The 16,559-nt window shown below is 37.8% G+C and carries 15 protein-coding genes; 7 read left to right on the top strand and 8 right to left on the bottom strand.

Features of this window, described 5'->3' with window-relative positions; all coding sequences use genetic code 11:
• Positions 1-237 precede the first annotated feature (237 nt).
• Complete coding sequence (gene uvrA / locus BV906_RS14590) at positions 238-2,709, bottom strand: excinuclease ABC subunit UvrA (protein WP_087974371.1); 2,472 nt, start codon at positions 2,707-2,709, stop codon at positions 238-240.
• Between the two features lie 340 nt (positions 2,710-3,049).
• On the opposite strand from uvrA, the gene BV906_RS14585 reads away from it, so the two are divergent.
• Complete coding sequence (locus BV906_RS14585) at positions 3,050-3,757, top strand: MerR family transcriptional regulator (protein WP_245844166.1); 708 nt, start codon at positions 3,050-3,052, stop codon at positions 3,755-3,757.
• Positions 3,758-3,842: 85 nt separating this feature from the next.
• Here the strand turns inward: BV906_RS14585 and BV906_RS14580 are convergent, their stop codons facing one another.
• The 4 genes from BV906_RS14580 to BV906_RS19550 form a co-directional block, all read right to left on the bottom strand.
• On the bottom strand, positions 3,843-4,643 hold the full coding sequence (locus BV906_RS14580; protein ID WP_087974370.1) for a DUF4097 family beta strand repeat-containing protein: 801 nt from the start codon (positions 4,641-4,643) through the stop codon (positions 3,843-3,845).
• Positions 4,636-5,196 (bottom strand): HAAS signaling domain-containing protein, encoded by a 561-nt coding sequence (locus tag BV906_RS14575; protein WP_087974369.1) that lies wholly within the window; start codon positions 5,194-5,196, stop codon positions 4,636-4,638. The genes BV906_RS14580 and BV906_RS14575 overlap by 8 nt, the downstream gene beginning before the upstream one ends.
• Positions 5,189-5,512, bottom strand: coding sequence for a PadR family transcriptional regulator (locus BV906_RS14570; RefSeq protein ID WP_087974368.1), 324 nt, complete (start codon positions 5,510-5,512; stop codon positions 5,189-5,191). Before BV906_RS14570 ends, BV906_RS14575 begins: the two co-directional genes overlap by 8 nt.
• Positions 5,513-5,819: 307 nt before the next feature.
• Positions 5,820-5,966: a hypothetical protein gene (locus tag BV906_RS19550; RefSeq protein WP_176330367.1), complete on the bottom strand. Its 147-nt coding sequence runs from the start codon at positions 5,964-5,966 to the stop codon at positions 5,820-5,822.
• Between the two features lie 37 nt (positions 5,967-6,003).
• On the opposite strand from BV906_RS19550, the gene BV906_RS14565 reads away from it, so the two are divergent.
• A complete protein-coding gene (locus BV906_RS14565) occupies positions 6,004-6,498 on the top strand; it encodes a TetR/AcrR family transcriptional regulator (RefSeq protein ID WP_281254148.1) in 495 nt (164 codons plus the stop codon).
• Positions 6,499-6,584: 86 nt separating this feature from the next.
• Here BV906_RS14565 and BV906_RS14560 read toward each other — a convergent pair whose 3' ends face one another.
• On the bottom strand, positions 6,585-7,313 hold the full coding sequence (locus tag BV906_RS14560; RefSeq protein ID WP_087974367.1) for an EcsC family protein: 729 nt from the start codon (positions 7,311-7,313) through the stop codon (positions 6,585-6,587).
• Positions 7,314-7,562: 249 nt separating this feature from the next.
• Between BV906_RS14560 and BV906_RS14555 the strand changes: the two genes are divergently transcribed.
• The 4 genes from BV906_RS14555 to BV906_RS14540 all read left to right on the top strand — a co-directional run bounded on the left by BV906_RS14555 (position 7,563) and on the right by BV906_RS14540 (position 11,139).
• Positions 7,563-8,318, top strand: a complete 756-nt coding sequence (locus tag BV906_RS14555; protein WP_087974366.1) for a GTP cyclohydrolase II — start codon at positions 7,563-7,565, stop codon at positions 8,316-8,318.
• On the top strand, positions 8,311-9,405 hold the full coding sequence (gene ribD / locus BV906_RS14550; protein WP_087974365.1) for a bifunctional diaminohydroxyphosphoribosylaminopyrimidine deaminase/5-amino-6-(5-phosphoribosylamino)uracil reductase RibD: 1,095 nt from the start codon (positions 8,311-8,313) through the stop codon (positions 9,403-9,405). The genes BV906_RS14555 and ribD overlap by 8 nt, the downstream gene beginning before the upstream one ends.
• A 22-nt stretch (positions 9,406-9,427) precedes the next feature.
• On the top strand, positions 9,428-9,994 hold the full coding sequence (locus tag BV906_RS14545) for a 5' nucleotidase, NT5C type (RefSeq protein ID WP_087974364.1): 567 nt from the start codon (positions 9,428-9,430) through the stop codon (positions 9,992-9,994).
• A gap of 500 nt (positions 9,995-10,494) precedes the next feature.
• The gene (locus BV906_RS14540; RefSeq protein WP_087974363.1) at positions 10,495-11,139 is read left to right on the top strand and encodes a GntR family transcriptional regulator; all 645 of its coding nucleotides are present in this window, start codon (positions 10,495-10,497) and stop codon (positions 11,137-11,139) included.
• 64 nt (positions 11,140-11,203) lie between these two features.
• Here the strand turns inward: BV906_RS14540 and brnQ are convergent, their stop codons facing one another.
• Complete coding sequence (brnQ, locus tag BV906_RS14535) at positions 11,204-12,562, bottom strand: branched-chain amino acid transport system II carrier protein (RefSeq protein WP_087974362.1); 1,359 nt, start codon at positions 12,560-12,562, stop codon at positions 11,204-11,206.
• Between the two features lie 350 nt (positions 12,563-12,912).
• Between brnQ and BV906_RS14530 the strand changes: the two genes are divergently transcribed.
• Complete coding sequence (locus tag BV906_RS14530) at positions 12,913-14,082, top strand: pyridoxal phosphate-dependent aminotransferase (RefSeq protein ID WP_087974361.1); 1,170 nt, start codon at positions 12,913-12,915, stop codon at positions 14,080-14,082.
• A 47-nt stretch (positions 14,083-14,129) separates the two neighbouring features.
• Here the strand turns inward: BV906_RS14530 and BV906_RS14525 are convergent, their stop codons facing one another.
• The gene (locus BV906_RS14525) at positions 14,130-16,556 is read right to left on the bottom strand and encodes a glycogen/starch/alpha-glucan phosphorylase (RefSeq protein ID WP_087974360.1); all 2,427 of its coding nucleotides are present in this window, start codon (positions 16,554-16,556) and stop codon (positions 14,130-14,132) included.
• Positions 16,557-16,559: the final 3 nt, after the last annotated feature.

Genomic DNA, 16,559 nt, shown 5'->3' with positions numbered 1-16,559 from the left:
TCGGGTGAGCGGAAGGCGGTGACTCCTACTTAGAAAAGCACGTGTCCGAAGACCAGAAGTGTGGTTTTCTCTTCGGGGCTGAGGCCGTGCCCTAAGATGCGCATCCGCCCTCCGCTCACCCGGACGGCGTTTATAACAGTTACCTATAGCAAGGTTTAAGTACACCGTAGTTTATCTCAAATAAAGATCTAAAGGCCAATAAAGTTTACGAATAGAGCCTTTTTCACTGTATCACACTCACAAAAATGCGCCAGTATGGGAAGCTTTTACCTTCGAGATTACCTCTGGAGTCCCCTCTGCCATAATTTCCCCTCCAGCATTTCCACCTTCTGGACCAAGATCAATCACCCAATCGGATGCACGAATTACATCACTATTATGCTCCACTACAACTACCGTGTTACCCGCATCCACTAATTTATTTAGTAAAACTAGTAGCTGCTTCACATCGTTTGGATGTAATCCAGTAGATGGCTCGTCCAATAAATACAAGGTGGATTTATTCGTTTGTTTATTTAATTCCTTTGCTAGTTTGAGGCGTTGGCCTTCCCCACCAGATAATGTAGTCAGTGATTGACCCCATTTCAAATAACCGAGTCCAATCTCAATTAATAATTGTACAATCGGAGCCAGCTTCTTATGATCCTCGAACATAGGAAAGCTCTCTTCAATCGACAGATCTAAGATGTTTGAAATTGAGTTACCCTTATAAGTTACTTGTAAAATATGTTCTTTAAAACGCGTGCCATGGCAAACAGGACAAGGTATTTCAATATCGGCAGAGAAATACATGTTCACGGATACGAAGCCAAGCCCTTGGCAGTTTTCACATCGTCCTCCAGTCGTATTGAAGGAAAAGTCTTTCGGTTTCAAGTAACTTTCCTTCGCTTGAGGCAAACTAGCGAAAAGATTACGGATGTTTGTATACGCATCGGTATATGTGGCAACATTCGAACGTTGCATCCTGCTTAATGCAGTTTGGTTCACAGTGATAATTTTACCTACTGATTCAAACCCAGTAATTTTCTCACAACCCTGATACACCCCACTCTCGCCAGCAGCGAGCACATCAAATATTAACGACGATTTCCCTGAACCTGATACACCTGTAATGGATACAAGGCAGCCGAGCGGAATCGATACGGTGACATTTTTCAAATTATGTTTGGTTGCATTGTGGATGGTCAAATGCTCGCCTGTACCTGATCGATTCCTTTTGACAGGTAATGGCTTTTCTCTTAAAAATGAACCAGTAATCGAGTCCGGCTGTTCCTTTAATTCAAGCAATGTTCCTTCACCGACTATTGTCCCACCATTGACTCCTGCACCTGGTCCTATATCGATAATATAATCTGCTTCTTCCATGACATCGACATCATGCTCGATAACAAGAACGGTATTCCCTAAGTCTCTCAGTTGCTTCATAATCTTTACTAAACCTTTTGTATCCTTTGGATGCAGTCCTGCAGTTGGCTCATCGAGAATATAGAGAACCCCTGTCAGACCAGAACCGAGAATGGATGCCAAACGTAACCGCTGCGCTTCCCCACCAGAAAGTGTAATGGTCTGCCTATCCATTGATAAATATCCCAACCCAACATGAATGATCCGCTCTACCTTGGATATTAAATCATGTAAAAACGTTTCAACAAGCACCGCATCTTCGGGTTGGATTGACTGTTGTAGCTCTAGTAACCACATATGCATAGCTTCAAGTGAGAAGTTAGATACCTCTGTAATCGTTGTTCCTGCGACATATACCTCTCTACTGACTTTATTCAGTCTTTCTCCATTGCATTCAGGACAAATTTGAAAATAGAAATAGGCCGCTTCTCCTGAACTGGAGCTACCTCCTTTTTCCTCGAATCTTCTTCGCATACCTGTTAGAATTCCTTCAAACTTTCCTTTTCCAACCGCTTTAGGTGGTTTGACATCTGGGAAATGTCTTGTAAATTTATCACTTTCTACTCCGTAAAATAATAAGTCCCGCTGCTCCTCACTAAATTCCTTTAAAGGAAGATTTTCGTCATATGGTATACCATAGTGCCGGGAAGCTAGCTCTACAATATTTCGCTGGTATTCACCATACGAACCATTCCACATACCGATTGTAACTGCGCCTTCCTTTAGACTCAATTCTTCATCAAAAACAGAATCTAAATTTATATCAGTCACATTGCCAAGACCACCACATGTTGTACAAGCACCTTCTAATGTATTATAAGAAAAATGGGAGCGTGTTAGCTTTTCTAAGCGGTGGTCACAATTGGGACAATGAATGTATTCTTTGAAGCTAGAAGGTTCTTCATCCCTTTCTACTTTTTCTAATGTGGGAAAAATGGTTGTTTGACAGTTAGGACACGGTCGCTCACCTAACTTTTCATAGATTAGTCGTAAATACGTGTACATATCTGTTATGGTTCCAACAGTTGATCTGGGGTTTCGGTTTGTAACATGCTGTCCCACGCTAATGGAGGGGGATAGTCCAATCATGGAATCGACTTTCGGTTTACTAAAACCATCTGTCGGCATTCCCATTGATTCCATATATTGTCGCTGACTCTCCCGTTGTAGGGTGTCCAATGCTAATGTTGATTTTCCTGATCCAGATGGTCCAGTCAGTACAACAAGCTTGTTCTTAGGGATTTCTAGTGAAATATTTTTCAAGTTATTTTCACGTGCACCTTTTATAATAATTGCATCTTTCAAATGAATTCCTCCTTTAATTTCAGGATCACAGTAATAGTATATAACATTCATGCAAGTCCTAAGTTTCATGTAAATACAGACCGTTATAACAGCCTTTTATTAAATTAATCCGTCACGCTACTTTAAGCTTTTTTTGTAATGTGTATTTTGATTGATGACCCTATAGTCAATTCTAAGTATTCTCACCTTCCACCATTATTAATCACTTACCACTTCATTGTACGACATTCATGCAAATGATAATGTTTAGATTATATTTTCCACTAAACAATGGTGTCTGTTGACAATTATCCGTCATATTGATTTAATGTTTAAGATTAAGCAAGGGGGAAAACCATCGTTGATTAAACCGATTGATATTGCAAGGAAGTTAAATATTAGTACGAGTGCATTAAGACATTATGAGTCATGGGGGATTGTCCCGAAAGTTAACCGCACACCAAATGGCTATCGACTTTATACAGAAGAGCATCTTGCCTACTTTGAATGTATTCGTGCGATGTATAAGGGTTTTGGTATGGATCTTGTAAAGAAAACCATGCCTCTTATACAAGAAAATAAGATAACCGAGGCACTATGGCTTGTTAATGAATCCCAAGCAAACCTTCATAATGAAAAACTTCGCGCAGAACAAGCCCTCCAAGCGCTGGAACTGGAAGAGCTTGAAAGCTTTACTACTAGACATAGTAAGGAATGGTATACGATTGGAGAGGTTGCAGAAGAGATAGATGTACCCGGTTCAACACTAAGGCATTGGGAGAAGGAAGGTCTAATTATCCCAGAACGTGATCTAGAAAATGGGTACAGAAAATACAGTCGTCCAGATATACGCAGATTATTAATTATTCGAACCATCCGAGCAGCAGTATACTCGCTGGATATTGTTCGAGGGATTGTAGATGAAATTGACCAAAATAACCTTGTCCAAGCAAGAAAAATAGCAAGAGATTCACTTATGTATATGGATTATCTTATTAAGGAGCAGCTTCGGGGTGTGTATTATTTATACAAATTATGTGAGAAAGTAGATTGTAGAGCCAACTATTGACTTTTAATTAATGGTTGGCTATAAATTTAAAAAACACCCTTAAACCAGACTGAAGTCTAATTTAAGAGTGGTCGTATATGATCTATTATTCCACGGTAATACCACCATTATTAGTTGTTAACTTAATAAAATTATCTCCATCACCGATAACTGTGTCCCAATTCGAATCACCAAAGATCCTAACTTTTCCATTATCGACCTTTACATCAAAAAGTGCATTTGTCGGTTCATTTTCTGTTTGAATATGAATACGGCCATTGCTTGTTCTAAATTCAATTGGATGGTCTAAATGCTCCGTAATGAGTGTAATTTTCCCGTTGTTCGTTCTTCCGTTAAGCTTACCGTCAACATTTTCTAACCGGATTTCTCCGTTATCCGCTTCGCTAGTAACCACCGTACTCTTAATATCTTTCAATTCAATTCGCCCATTGTTCGTGGTTACATTTATTTCATTTACTTCTAACCCATTCGCATAGGCACGCCCGTTATCTGTATCGATTTGAATTGTCTCATACTCCTTCTCTGGAACATAAACAGTCAATGTTGGAGATGAAAATGAAAAGTCGAAATTAAAAAATTTGAGCCATTTTTCCTTCACTGTAATGGAGAGAACATTCCCATCTACATCTGCTTTTACATCATATTTTTGATCGTTTTTTCTGTTTCCAGTAAATTCAACAGTTGTCGTTTCATCGTCTGTTGGTAAAAGCTCTACCGTCGCATTATTCGTCTTAATAGCAATCTGGTTAAAAGCTTTATCATTTATTTCAATTGTTTCTAGTTTGACATCAGATCCCACTACCGATTTTACTGTGAAGATACTTCCGATTACACCAACTAAGAGTAAGACTAACGCAATAACAGCTATTTTCTTAACATTAAGCATCTTTCATACCTCCTTTAACAACGCGCACATTAAATTTCAAATAACGGATAAACCCACTTGTTACGGCGCGAGTAGCAAAATACATTCCGATGGCAATAAATAGCCCAAGACCCGTCAGTCCAATCGAGAAAAATAAATCAAAGAACTGGAATATTTCCGGATACATAACAGTGTTTAGAATGACAAGTAATGGCGAAACAATAAAAGCGCCCGCTACTATCCAGCCAGCAATAATCAGTGCTACTAGCGCAATAAATGGTCCCAATACAATCACCAGATTGAAAAAACCTAACCCAATCACAGCCCAAACCGCACGAAATATATTTGCTGTCGATGCAGTCGCTTCTACTCTCTCCACATGGTAGGTTGCTACTAAATCCTTCGCAATTTGCTGTGGCGAACCAAGTGAAACTGAAATTTCTTCCTCGGTCTTCCCTTCTGCTAATCCAATCGTAAAATGCTCTTCAAAATCCTGTACAATATCTTGCCGTTCATCAGATGGAAGTCTCTTTAAAGAGGCTTCTAATTTTGTTAAAAATTGATCTTTAGTCATCATTAACACCTTCTTTTATTAATTGATTGACACCATTCGTGAATTCCTTCCATTCTTGAAGCAGTTCATGAAGATAGATTCTTCCACCATCCGTTAACCTATAATACTTCCTTGGTGGTCCTTCTGTAGACTCTTTTAAATAGGTTGTAAAATATCCTTCTTTAGTTAAGCGCCTTAATAGTGGATACACAGACCCTTCCGAGATATCAATCTGATCAGAAATTTTTTGTACAAGTTCATACCCATAACGATCTTGTTTATCAAGTAATACGAGAACACATAGTTCCAATACACCTTTTTTAAATTGTACATTCATGCTATAGTTGCACCTCATTCTTTTCCACTACTATATATTGTATAGTACCTATGAAAAAAATATACCATACAGTATTATTCATTGCAAGGTACTATATTATATATTTGTTTTAGTAGGGGTTCAAAAAGGAGGATAAAAAGGACCGAGGTCGGCTAAGTTCGAGGCGGCGTAGCTCCCGGCAACGGAACGTATGCAATTAATACGTGAGTAGCAGGCTTGCATAGGAAGTGCTGACTTCTACGTTGCCTACAGGACGTGGGTGGTCTTATCAGTTCAATTATTAACTAGAAACCCATACCTGCTCAGGTCATCCATGAATATCTCGTCTGTTATATCCAATAAAACCTATAAACGCAATAACTAAGGCAATGATAATTAAAATAATTATCGACATGATATTCATCTCTTCTGCCGGTATTTGTGGAATATGTTCAAAAATAGATAAGTTAATCAACCATTCCGGAAAATCAAGCAGTTCCTGAAGTTAAAGTATTACTGAAGCAGCATTGGCTTTATTTATGGAATACGGTGTCCGAAAGGTTTCTGTCGCTGAAATAGCTAAGAAGGCGAATGTTTCGCAAGTAACGATTTATAACTACTTTGAAAGCAAAGATAATTTAGTTCAAATCGTTTTAAAATTCTATATGGATAAGATTTGGGAGGAACAGAAAGCATTATTGGATAGTGAGCTTCCATTTATGGAGAAAATAAAACACATCACATTTGATAAAAGCGATATTGCCGGTGAAATGGGAGAAAAGTTCTTTCAAGATTTTATGAAGGACTATTCAACAGGAAAAAGTTATGTCGATGAACTCTATACAACCGAGGCACTTCCCCGATTAATTAAGTTTTTTAATGATGGAAAGGATCAAGGATATATTGACCCAAAGATATCGAATGAAGCGATTTTAGTTTATATGCAAATGTTTAAGGAATATATGCAAAAAAAAGATGTCGGCCAGGCATTGCTTCCACTAACCTAAGATCTTACAAAGCTTTTCTTCTATGGGATAGTGGGTAATGACATAAATTAACAGGCAGAAGTCGAATGTTGCCTGACTTCTGCCTGTTAATCGTTCCTTGGGCGTTCATCTAAAATCCGCATCCGATACACATTCAGCGCTGTCTCCGCAAGTCGGTCCATTAGATTATGGTTTGCATATGCCCCAACAATAGCTCCAAATCCTGGTATCAGTTGAAATATTTTTATCAAATCAATGTGATCCCGGTATTCCTGCTGAAAAACACGCCAGTCCATATCAACGAGTTTTTCCTTTTGCTCATCCCAGTTTTCAATAATAAATAATGTCTCTCTCCGTTTTTCTTCACTGGAAAAAGCCAATTGAAATACATAGAGCAAGAATAATCGCTCATCATATTTGCTCGTGTCAAACCCATAAATAGCAGCAGCTTCAAATAAAAATTTAATTTTAATTGATAACAACAGAGGAAAATCAGCGGCTCCAAGTAATAAGCCACCTGCACCAGTTCCAGCACCTTCAATAACGGCTGTTTTTCGGTAGGAAGTATGTTTTTCTTCAAGCAACTTGTCCCTTTCTTCTAAAATCATGTCAGTTGAGATTAGTTTCTTCGTCATCATATTTGACCCGGCCAAAGTTGCTTTAACCATATTTTTAATGCTATCCGTCACTATTTTATGTACCTGTTCTGGAATCCAGCTATTGATCTTATTTTGTGCCTTTTTTGTAAACCGGTTTGCCATTCCAGAACGTTTCATTACTTTTATTCTCCATGCCTGTACTTCTTGATAGGCTTTCATTTCATAGTTATTTGTCATCATGATCATCCTCTAATTTATCTTCTTATTATTATACGTATACATTCAGGAAAAAGTTCTATTAATATTAAGATTAACCTTATTAATTGCTTCTTGCAGCCTACACAAATCAACGAAATGAAGCATAATGATACAACATAAAACACGAATTCTTTAAATTTATAGGCAATTTACTTAATCCGAGAAAATAAAATTGATGATAATGTAATTTTTAACTATACTAAGGTGAAAGAGAAGGGAGTTTTTACAATGGTACAAATGAAGCTTGAATCAAAAGTTTTTTCTGTCTTAAAAGACAAAATCCGATTAATAAGATCAGATGATCGTGCTATATATTTGGTTGGACCAATCCAACTGCCTGTTAATTTATATGGAGAAACAACCATTTTCAAGTGGTATTGTTGGTTGAATTACGATGAAGTAACCGAGGATTACGAAAATATAATCGAGAAGTTATCTTCTTCCAACCTGGCTGAGTTTCAACAATCAAGTGTTCTTGTCTATGGAGATTTCGAAAATGCGGATGATGCACTAATCCGTATGCATTCCATCTGCCATACTGGAGATATTTTCGGCAGTAAACGCTGTGACTGTGGTTTCCAATTAAAGGAGTCCATGAAGAAGATTAAAGAACATGGTACTGGCGCACTCTTTTACTTGGCAAATCACGAAGGTAGAGGGATCGGACTTTTCAGTAAGGCAATGGCATATGTACTTCAAGAAAATGGTTACGATACCGTAGAAGCAAATGAAAGTCTTGGTTTTGTCAATGATTCAAGAAATTATGATGATGCAATCAAAGTCTTGAAGTCTTTGCGCACCAAACCAGTGACACTGATTACGAATAATCCAAAAAAACTGGAAGCATTGGTAAACTCAGGGATGCTCGTCTCCGGTAGAACACCATTATGGGGGGATGTTTCCGAATACAATCAAAAATACTTGCAAACAAAGGTCGCAAAATCAGGGCATCTTAGTGAAGAAAGGACTTGCTCCAATGACTAACGATGAATTCTATATGGACCTCGCATTAAAAAACGCCCAAGCTATGAAAGGTCAAACAGATCCAAACCCACTCGTTGGATCTGTCATTGTAAATGACAATCGAATTGTTGGTGTTGGTGCACACCTAAAAGCAGGACAAGCACATGCAGAAATACATGCATTGCAGATGGCAGGTGAACAGACAAAGGGAGCAACCATTTATGTCACACTTGAACCATGCTCCCATCATGGCAGAACTGGACCATGCGCTGAAGCAATTGTTAAGGCAGGGATTAAAAAGGTAGTCATTGCCACACTTGATCCGAATCCTATCGTGGCCGGAAATGGTGTGAAAATCCTTAAAGATGCCGGCATAGAAGTTATTACAGGTGTATTAGAAAATGAATCCATTAAGATGAATGAAGTCTTTAATACGTTTATTTTAGAAAAGAAACCATTTATAACGTTAAAATCCGGAGTAACATTGGATGGGAAAGTTGCATCACATTCATCGAACAGCAAGTGGATTACATCAGAGAAAGCAAGACATGATGTCCATCAACTAAGAAATGAGAATATGGCCATTCTAGTTGGATTGAATACGGTATTAAAAGATGACCCAGCATTAACGACGAGAATTCCGAATGGCCGGAATCCGATCCGCATCATTATGGACTCAAAGTTAAGAATACCTTTAGATTCACAAGTGATTACGGATAACCAAGCAGAAACAATCATCTTCACTAGCAAAGATTATGATAAAGAAAAAAAAGAAGCGCTGGAAGCCCAGAACATAAATGTGCTGGAAACAAGTGGTACCCTACATACAGATCCAGTTGATGTGGTCAAACAGTTAGGTGAAAAAGGTATTTCCTCCTTGTTAATTGAAGGTGGTGGCAATATTAATGCTTCGTTCCTCGAAAATAAATTGATTAACAAAGTCGTCCTGTACTTTGCACCAAAGTTAATCGGCGGGAAAGACGCTCCTACCTTTTTCGAAGGGACAGGTATTAACCTGATGAAAGATGCTATTGATTTAGAAAATACAGATATAAGCCGGATTGGACCAGACTTCAAATTTGTCGGGTATCCAATCTATCATAATTAATACGATACTTGAGGGATAATTTATGAAATTTGGATTTGATATTGATGATACACTAATTAATCTAAGAGAACATGCATTTCATATTTATAATAAAAAATTAAAGAAAACAATTGGAATGGATGTTTTTAACAACATCAATCGGGTCGAGATACATGAAGTCTTTGGGATGTCAGATGAGCAAGGGTATGAAATGTGGAACAGCTCCCTGGAGGAAATCTATTATACAACCTGTCCCCCATTTCCTAATGCTGTTGAAACATTACAAGCACTTGAAAAAGAGGGCCATAAGATTTACTACATTACAGCCCGTCCAAAAGAACATGGAGAAAGATCAAAAGAATGGTTAAAAAAACAAGGATTCCCTGTACAGGATAGTCACTTTTTCTACGGTATGAAGGACGAAGAAAAGATATATACCATACAGAAGCTGAAACTCGATTACTATGTGGATGATAAACCCGCTGTTCTTCAAACGCTTCTTGCTGACTCAACCAAATTATATGTGAAAGATCAAGCTTATAATCGTCACTTACAAAACATTCCAAGGATTGAAGATTGGGCAGACTTTATAAAGGATATTACAATGTAGATAGTGTAATTAAAAGATATTCCGGATTTCTCATCGGTATATCTTTTTTTCATGACTTTTTTGAAGATTGAACTGCAGTTACTCATCCCCAAATAAATTGGGACTCCGCACTACTCGCCAAATCGAAAAACATTGTTATTTTTGCCGCAAAGTCTATAAACTATCAAGTAACTGCTGGCTGTTTTCCAAAGATAGGTGTTGTTGCTGCCGTCCGGGTTCGCTGCGGGAGGCTCACCAGCCACCTTAGGATGCGCGAAGTGTATTTTCCAGAGCAATCGCCGAAGTTGCTTATCCTAGTTCGCAGTTTTCTCAAATACATTAACCAAAGAGCCTTTTCCATTAACCGACACGTTTCATAATAACATCTCAAACTCTCCAGATTTTTATGATATATCCAAAGTAATCCCCACTGCAATATATTGCATATTCCAATTGTAAGCAATTTCATGTATACTTTTAATAAATAGTTTTATAATTTTTTAGGGAAGGTGTGGAATAGTTTGCCAATACCAGTTGATCATTCAAAACCAATTCGCTTATCAGCAAAGGAAAACGCCTATAACCAGATTCAGGAGTGGATTATTGATGGAACGCTACTTCCAGGGGAGAAATTAAATGATACTGAGCTTGCTAGTGCTTTAGGCGTCAGCAGAACACCTATTCGTGAATCCTTGCAATTACTAGAATCTCAAGGGTTTGTAAAAATGTACCCAGGTAAAGCTACACAAGTAACAGAAGTAGAGAAAGAAGCTATTAAAGATCTCCTCCCTCCACTAGCAGCATTACAATCATTATCAGCAGAATTAGCCATTACTAAATTAAATGAAGAGACTTTGAAACAACTAAAGCAAACAAATGAACGGTTTGCCGATGCCATCCAATCAGAAAATTATTATTCTGCTTTAAAAATTGATGAACAATTTCATAAAATAATAGTTGCCACAGCAAATAATCAATACATAAATAGTATAATAGAATCTTTGCAGGCACATGTAAGAAGGCAATTTTACCATAACTCCATTGTTCTAACTGAAAAGTCGGTTGACGAACACTGGGAAATTATCGAACTGATGAAAAAGGGTGATTTATCAACTCTCTCATCCATCATGAAAGAAAACTGGCTGCATAACATTACGAAGTTCTGAAACCAATACAAAAAAACCTGTTCCCCTCTGTATGAGGAACAGGTTTTTTTCGTTCTTATACTTTTTATACTTCCTGGGCAGTACTTACTTTCTGGAATTTTGAGGCTAATCCTGTAATTAAGATTACAATCAATGCCGGTAACAGCCAGCCAAGACCTTCATTATAGAATGGAAGAACTCGTTCATAGAAGGATATTACTGGAACCATCCAACTAAAGTAATCTATACCAAGTGAATCACATAATGCTTTCAAACCATCAAAAATACTAATCAAGAATGTAACTCCAGTTGTTGCTACATAAACAAATCTCTTATGGTTAAACAATGGAGAAATGAATGTAAGCAACATGAGTACGATTGCTAATGGGTAGAGGAACATTAATACCGGTATCGAAAAAGTAATAATATTAGCCAATCCAAAGTTTGCAATTACAAAAGTTAATGTAGAGAAAAACACAACTAACACTTTATAGCTGATTTTCGGAAGCAGTGTATGGAAATATTCAGCATTTGCTGTAATTAACCCGATTGCTGTTGTTAAACAAGCCAAGATTATCACAATAGCCATCATGATGGCTCCAAACGTTCCAAAGTAGTAGGATGCTGCACCACTGAGTACTGGACCGCCTGTATCAAACAAACCAAGAACACCCGTACTTGTTGCTCCTAGGTAAGCAATACCAACATAAATTATTCCAAGAAGTAAAATTGCAATAATTCCTGACTTGGCTGTTGCCCTAAGGATTTCTCCATTAGAAGTAACCCCCATTGACCGGATAACATTTATAACAATAATACCGAATACTAGAGAAGCCAATGCATCCATCGTATTATAACCTTCTAGAAATCCACCCATAAATGCTCCACTTTGATAGGCTTCTTGTGGTGACGGAATTGCACTCATTGGATTAAATAAAGCAATAAGCAAGAGAATTGCAAGCAATACTACAAGAAAAGGTGCCAATAATTTACCTACGTTATCAACAATTTTTGCTGGATATAACGAGAATATAAGTGCAATGGCAAAAAAGATAATTGTAAAAATAAGCAATACAGTTTGTTGTGATCCTTCACTCACAAATGGAGCTATTCCTACTTCAAAGGCTACTGTTCCAGTCCTTGGAGCAGCGAAGAATGGCCCAATAGTTAAATAAAGCAATGCAGTGAAAAAGATTCCATAAACCGGATGCACCCTGCTTGCCAAATCCTGCAAGTTTCGGCTGCCAGAGAAGCCCATTGCCAATATTCCTAGTAATGGAAGTCCTACACCCGTAATTAAAAATCCAACTGCTGCTGGCCATAAGTTAGTTCCTGCGTACTGACCTAATTGAGCCGGGAAAATTAAGTTGCCCGCTCCAAAGAATAATGCAAATAACATAAACCCAATTGCTAGATAAGAAGAAAAAGATAGCTTGTCCTTCATATGATGTTCCCCCTTAGTTGTAAACTAGATATAATTAAATTTTCCGAACATTTGATGATAATTGTGAAATGTTTCGATGAAGTTATCATACTATCTTTTTAAACAAAATGCAATATATCGCAGCAATTTTTTTTGACAATTTTCGTAAAAATTAAACAAATAATTCAGATTGGAATTGGATTGATAAACAGGTTTTACTAGTGTGTGTTCAAAAAGGAGGATAAAAAGGACCGAGAAGTTCGAAGCGTCATTTTCACCGGACTTTTTGAACAACCTCTACTATAGACATAAGTTATAAAAGGATATAATATTTAGTATATTAATAACTAATTGTAAGTGAGGTGTTCTATATGGAGATGTCTAATCGGTTAAAAAGTCTACCTTCACAATTCTTTGCTACCTTGGTAAAAAAAGTCGCTGTAGCAGTTTCTGAAGGAAGAGATGTAATTAATTTTGGTCAAGGGAACCCTGATCAACCTACTCCTAAACATATTGTCCAAGCATTACAAAAAGCGGTTGAAAACCCGGATACACATAAATATTCACCGTTTAGAGGAACCGATGAATTCAAACAAGCTGCAGCAGATTTTTATAAACGGGAATACAATGTAGATCTCGACCCCGCTTCAGAGATCGCTGTGTTATTTGGGGCCAAAATCGGCTTGGTTGAATTACCAATGGCTTTAATGAACGAAGGTGATCTGCTTTTGCTTCCCGACCCTGGTTATCCTGATTATTTATCTGGTGTCGGTATGGCAAACATTACTTATGACACCATGCCTTTACATAGCAAAAATGGATTTCTTCCTGACTTTAAGGAACTAACCGATAAACAGAAAGAAAAGGCAAAGCTAATGTATTTGAACTATCCGAATAACCCAACTGGTGCCACAGCAACACTCGACTTTTTTGAGAAGACGGTTCAATTAGGATTGGATAAGAAAATCGGAATTGTTCATGACTTTGCGTATGGCGCCATCGGTTTTGATGGTCAGAAACCTGTTAGTTTTATGCAGGCAGAGGGGGCCAAAGAAGCTGGAATTGAATTGTATACCCTATCAAAAACCTATAATATGGCAGGTTGGCGTGTTGGCTTTGCAGTGGGTAATGCAAAGATGATTGAAGCAATCAATCTGCTGCAGGATCATTTATTTGTGAGCCTATTCCCTGCGGTACAATCTGCATCCGCAACCGCATTAACGGAAAGTCAAGCATGTGTGGATGAATTAGTTTCCCTATATGAAGACAGACGCAATACGTTAATAGCAGAATGCAACCGGATCGGCTGGAAAGTAACCGCACCAAAAGGGTCATTCTTTGCATGGCTTCCTGTTCCAGAAGGCTTTAAAAGCGAAGAGTTCTCTGATTTTCTGTTGGCAAATGCCGATGTCGCTGTCGCTGCTGGAAATGGATTTGGAGTCAATGGTGAAGGCTATGTACGAGTCGGATTACTTGTCGATGAGGAACGTATCATCGAAGCCATCTCGAGGATTGAAAGATTAAATATATTTGCAACTTAAAAGGACTTGAGATGAAAAAGGTGCCCATATAGTGGACACCTTTTTTCTTATAACTGCTTAATCTTCCATATATCTGTTGCATACTCTTGAATCGTCCGATCACTGGAAAACTTCCCTGAATAAGCAATATTCGTTACACTCATATTCAACCATGTCAACCGGTCACGATAGGCGCGTTCTGCTAGCTCATGGGCTTCCAAATAGGATTCAAAATCTTTAAGTACGAAATAGGGATCATTATGATACAGGATATTATAATAGATATCTTTGAACTCTATATTATGGACACCAAATTCACCCTGATTTAGTTGATCCAAAATTCGTTTCACCCGATCATCCGTATTATAAATTCCTCTTGCATGATAACCACCGTTCTGATAATATTCCAATACTTCATCTGCACTCAACCCGAAGATAAACATATTCTGGTCACCAACCAAATCATGTATTTCAATATTGGCACCATCCATCGTACCAAGGGTTAACGCACCGTTCATCATCATTTTCATATTACCTGTTCCGGATGCTTCTTTACTTGCCGTAGAAATCTGTTCACTAATATCTACCGCTGGAATAATCTTTTCTGCAAGACTTACATTATAATTCTCCATAAATATAACTTTCAGTCTGTCCTTAACATCTGGATCGTAATTCACAATAGAAGCCACCGTATTAATTAATTTAATTACTTCTTTTGCCATATGATAACTTGGTGCAGCCTTAGCTCCAAATATAAACGTTCGTGGTGTCATATCTTGATTCGGATTTTCTTTTAACTCATTATAAAGATAAATAATATGGAATATATTTAGAAGCTGTCGCTTATATTCATGAAGCCTTTTGATTTGGACGTCGAATATTGATCTTTCATCGACAGTAATCCCTAAGTGCTGATGAATATAATTAGCCAGTACTTTTTTATTGTCATGTTTGACTTGATCAAACTTTTCCAATAAAGCACTGTCATTGGAGTATTTTAATAGGCTGATGAGTTGTTTTGGTCGTTTAATCCACTGTGGTCCAATTACATCTGTAATTAAATCTGCCATTTTAGGATTAGTCTTCAATAACCAACGTCGATGTGTAATCCCATTTGTCTTATTATTGAATTTTTCAGGAAATAGGGTGTAGAAGGTCTTCATTTCCTTTTTCTTTAAAATTTCCGTATGGATTCTTGCAACGCCATTTACACTAAAACTACCGACAATTGCGAGCCTCGCCATATGGACACGATCATGTGCAATAATGGCAAGTTCCGGTATTTGCTCTCTCAAATCTTCGTGGTCAAACCATATTCCTTTACAAAACCGTTCATTAATTTCATTGATTATCATATATATTCTCGGCAGAAGGTTCTGCATCATTTCCGTTGGCCATGTCTCCAGGGCCTCCGATAATGTCGTATGGTTTGTATAGGCAAAGACATTTGTCGTCACTTTCCAAGCCTTTTCCCAACTAAAACCTTCCTCATCCATTAATATTCGCATCATTTCAGGGATTGCCAAGCTTGGGTGTGTATCGTTAATCTGTATGACCACTTTTTCAGCTAACCTGCTTAAAGACATTTGATGTTTTAACTTAAAATGCTTGAGAATGTTTTGAATACTTGCAGATACAAGAAAGTATTGTTGCTTTAAGCGAAGTTCCTTCCCCTCATAGCTGGAGTCATCTGGATATAGGAATCCTGAAATCTGCTCAATAGAATGCTGGTGATCAAGATCACGATAAAACTGCTTGTTTTCCTCCAATATATCGTTGTTATGAAAAATGGACTCTGCACTCCATAATCGTAATGTATTAACCGTCTCATTTTCATAACCTACAACTGGAATGTCATATGGGACAGCCATTACTTTATCTGTATTTTTGTATTCAAATTCAAGTGTGCCATCATTACGCTTCAGCATATGTACATCACCATGGAATTGAATAACTACCGCTTCTTCCTCTTTTCGATTTTCCCATGGGTATGGATCTGTCAGCCAATAGTCAGGCAATTCCACCTGATTACCATGTATGATTCGCTGTTCAAACAGCCCATATCGATATCGGATACCAAAACCATGACCCGGGTAGTTTAACGATGCCAATGAATCGAGAAAACACGCTGCTAGCCGACCAAGCCCCCCATTACCAAGGGCAGCATCATGCTCCTCGGCGAAGACCTCCTCATAATCAAAACCAATCTGTCCTAATGCCTCTTTCGTTTCATCTAGCATTCCACAGTTTAACAAGTTACTTTCCAGTAGTCTCCCAATTAAAAACTCCATGGACAGGTAATAGACTTCTTTAGATTTTTCGTCATTGTATTTCTTTCTTGTATGGAACCACTGTTGTTCCACCTCCACATTCACGATGGAAGAAAGAACATAATAGATATCTTTGGACGTTGCATCCTTAATTTCTATTCCCTTGTCGGCAATCAACTTCTTTACTATTGTCTTTTTCAATTTGTTGGCCGTGAACTGCGTCAAGAA

It is taken from the genome of Oceanobacillus rekensis, from assembly GCF_002153375.1.
Taxonomy (GTDB): domain Bacteria; phylum Bacillota; class Bacilli; order Bacillales; family Amphibacillaceae; genus Oceanobacillus; species Oceanobacillus rekensis.
The sequence above is the reverse complement of the archived record's forward strand: the minus strand, read 5'-3'. Positions and strand labels throughout refer to the sequence as shown.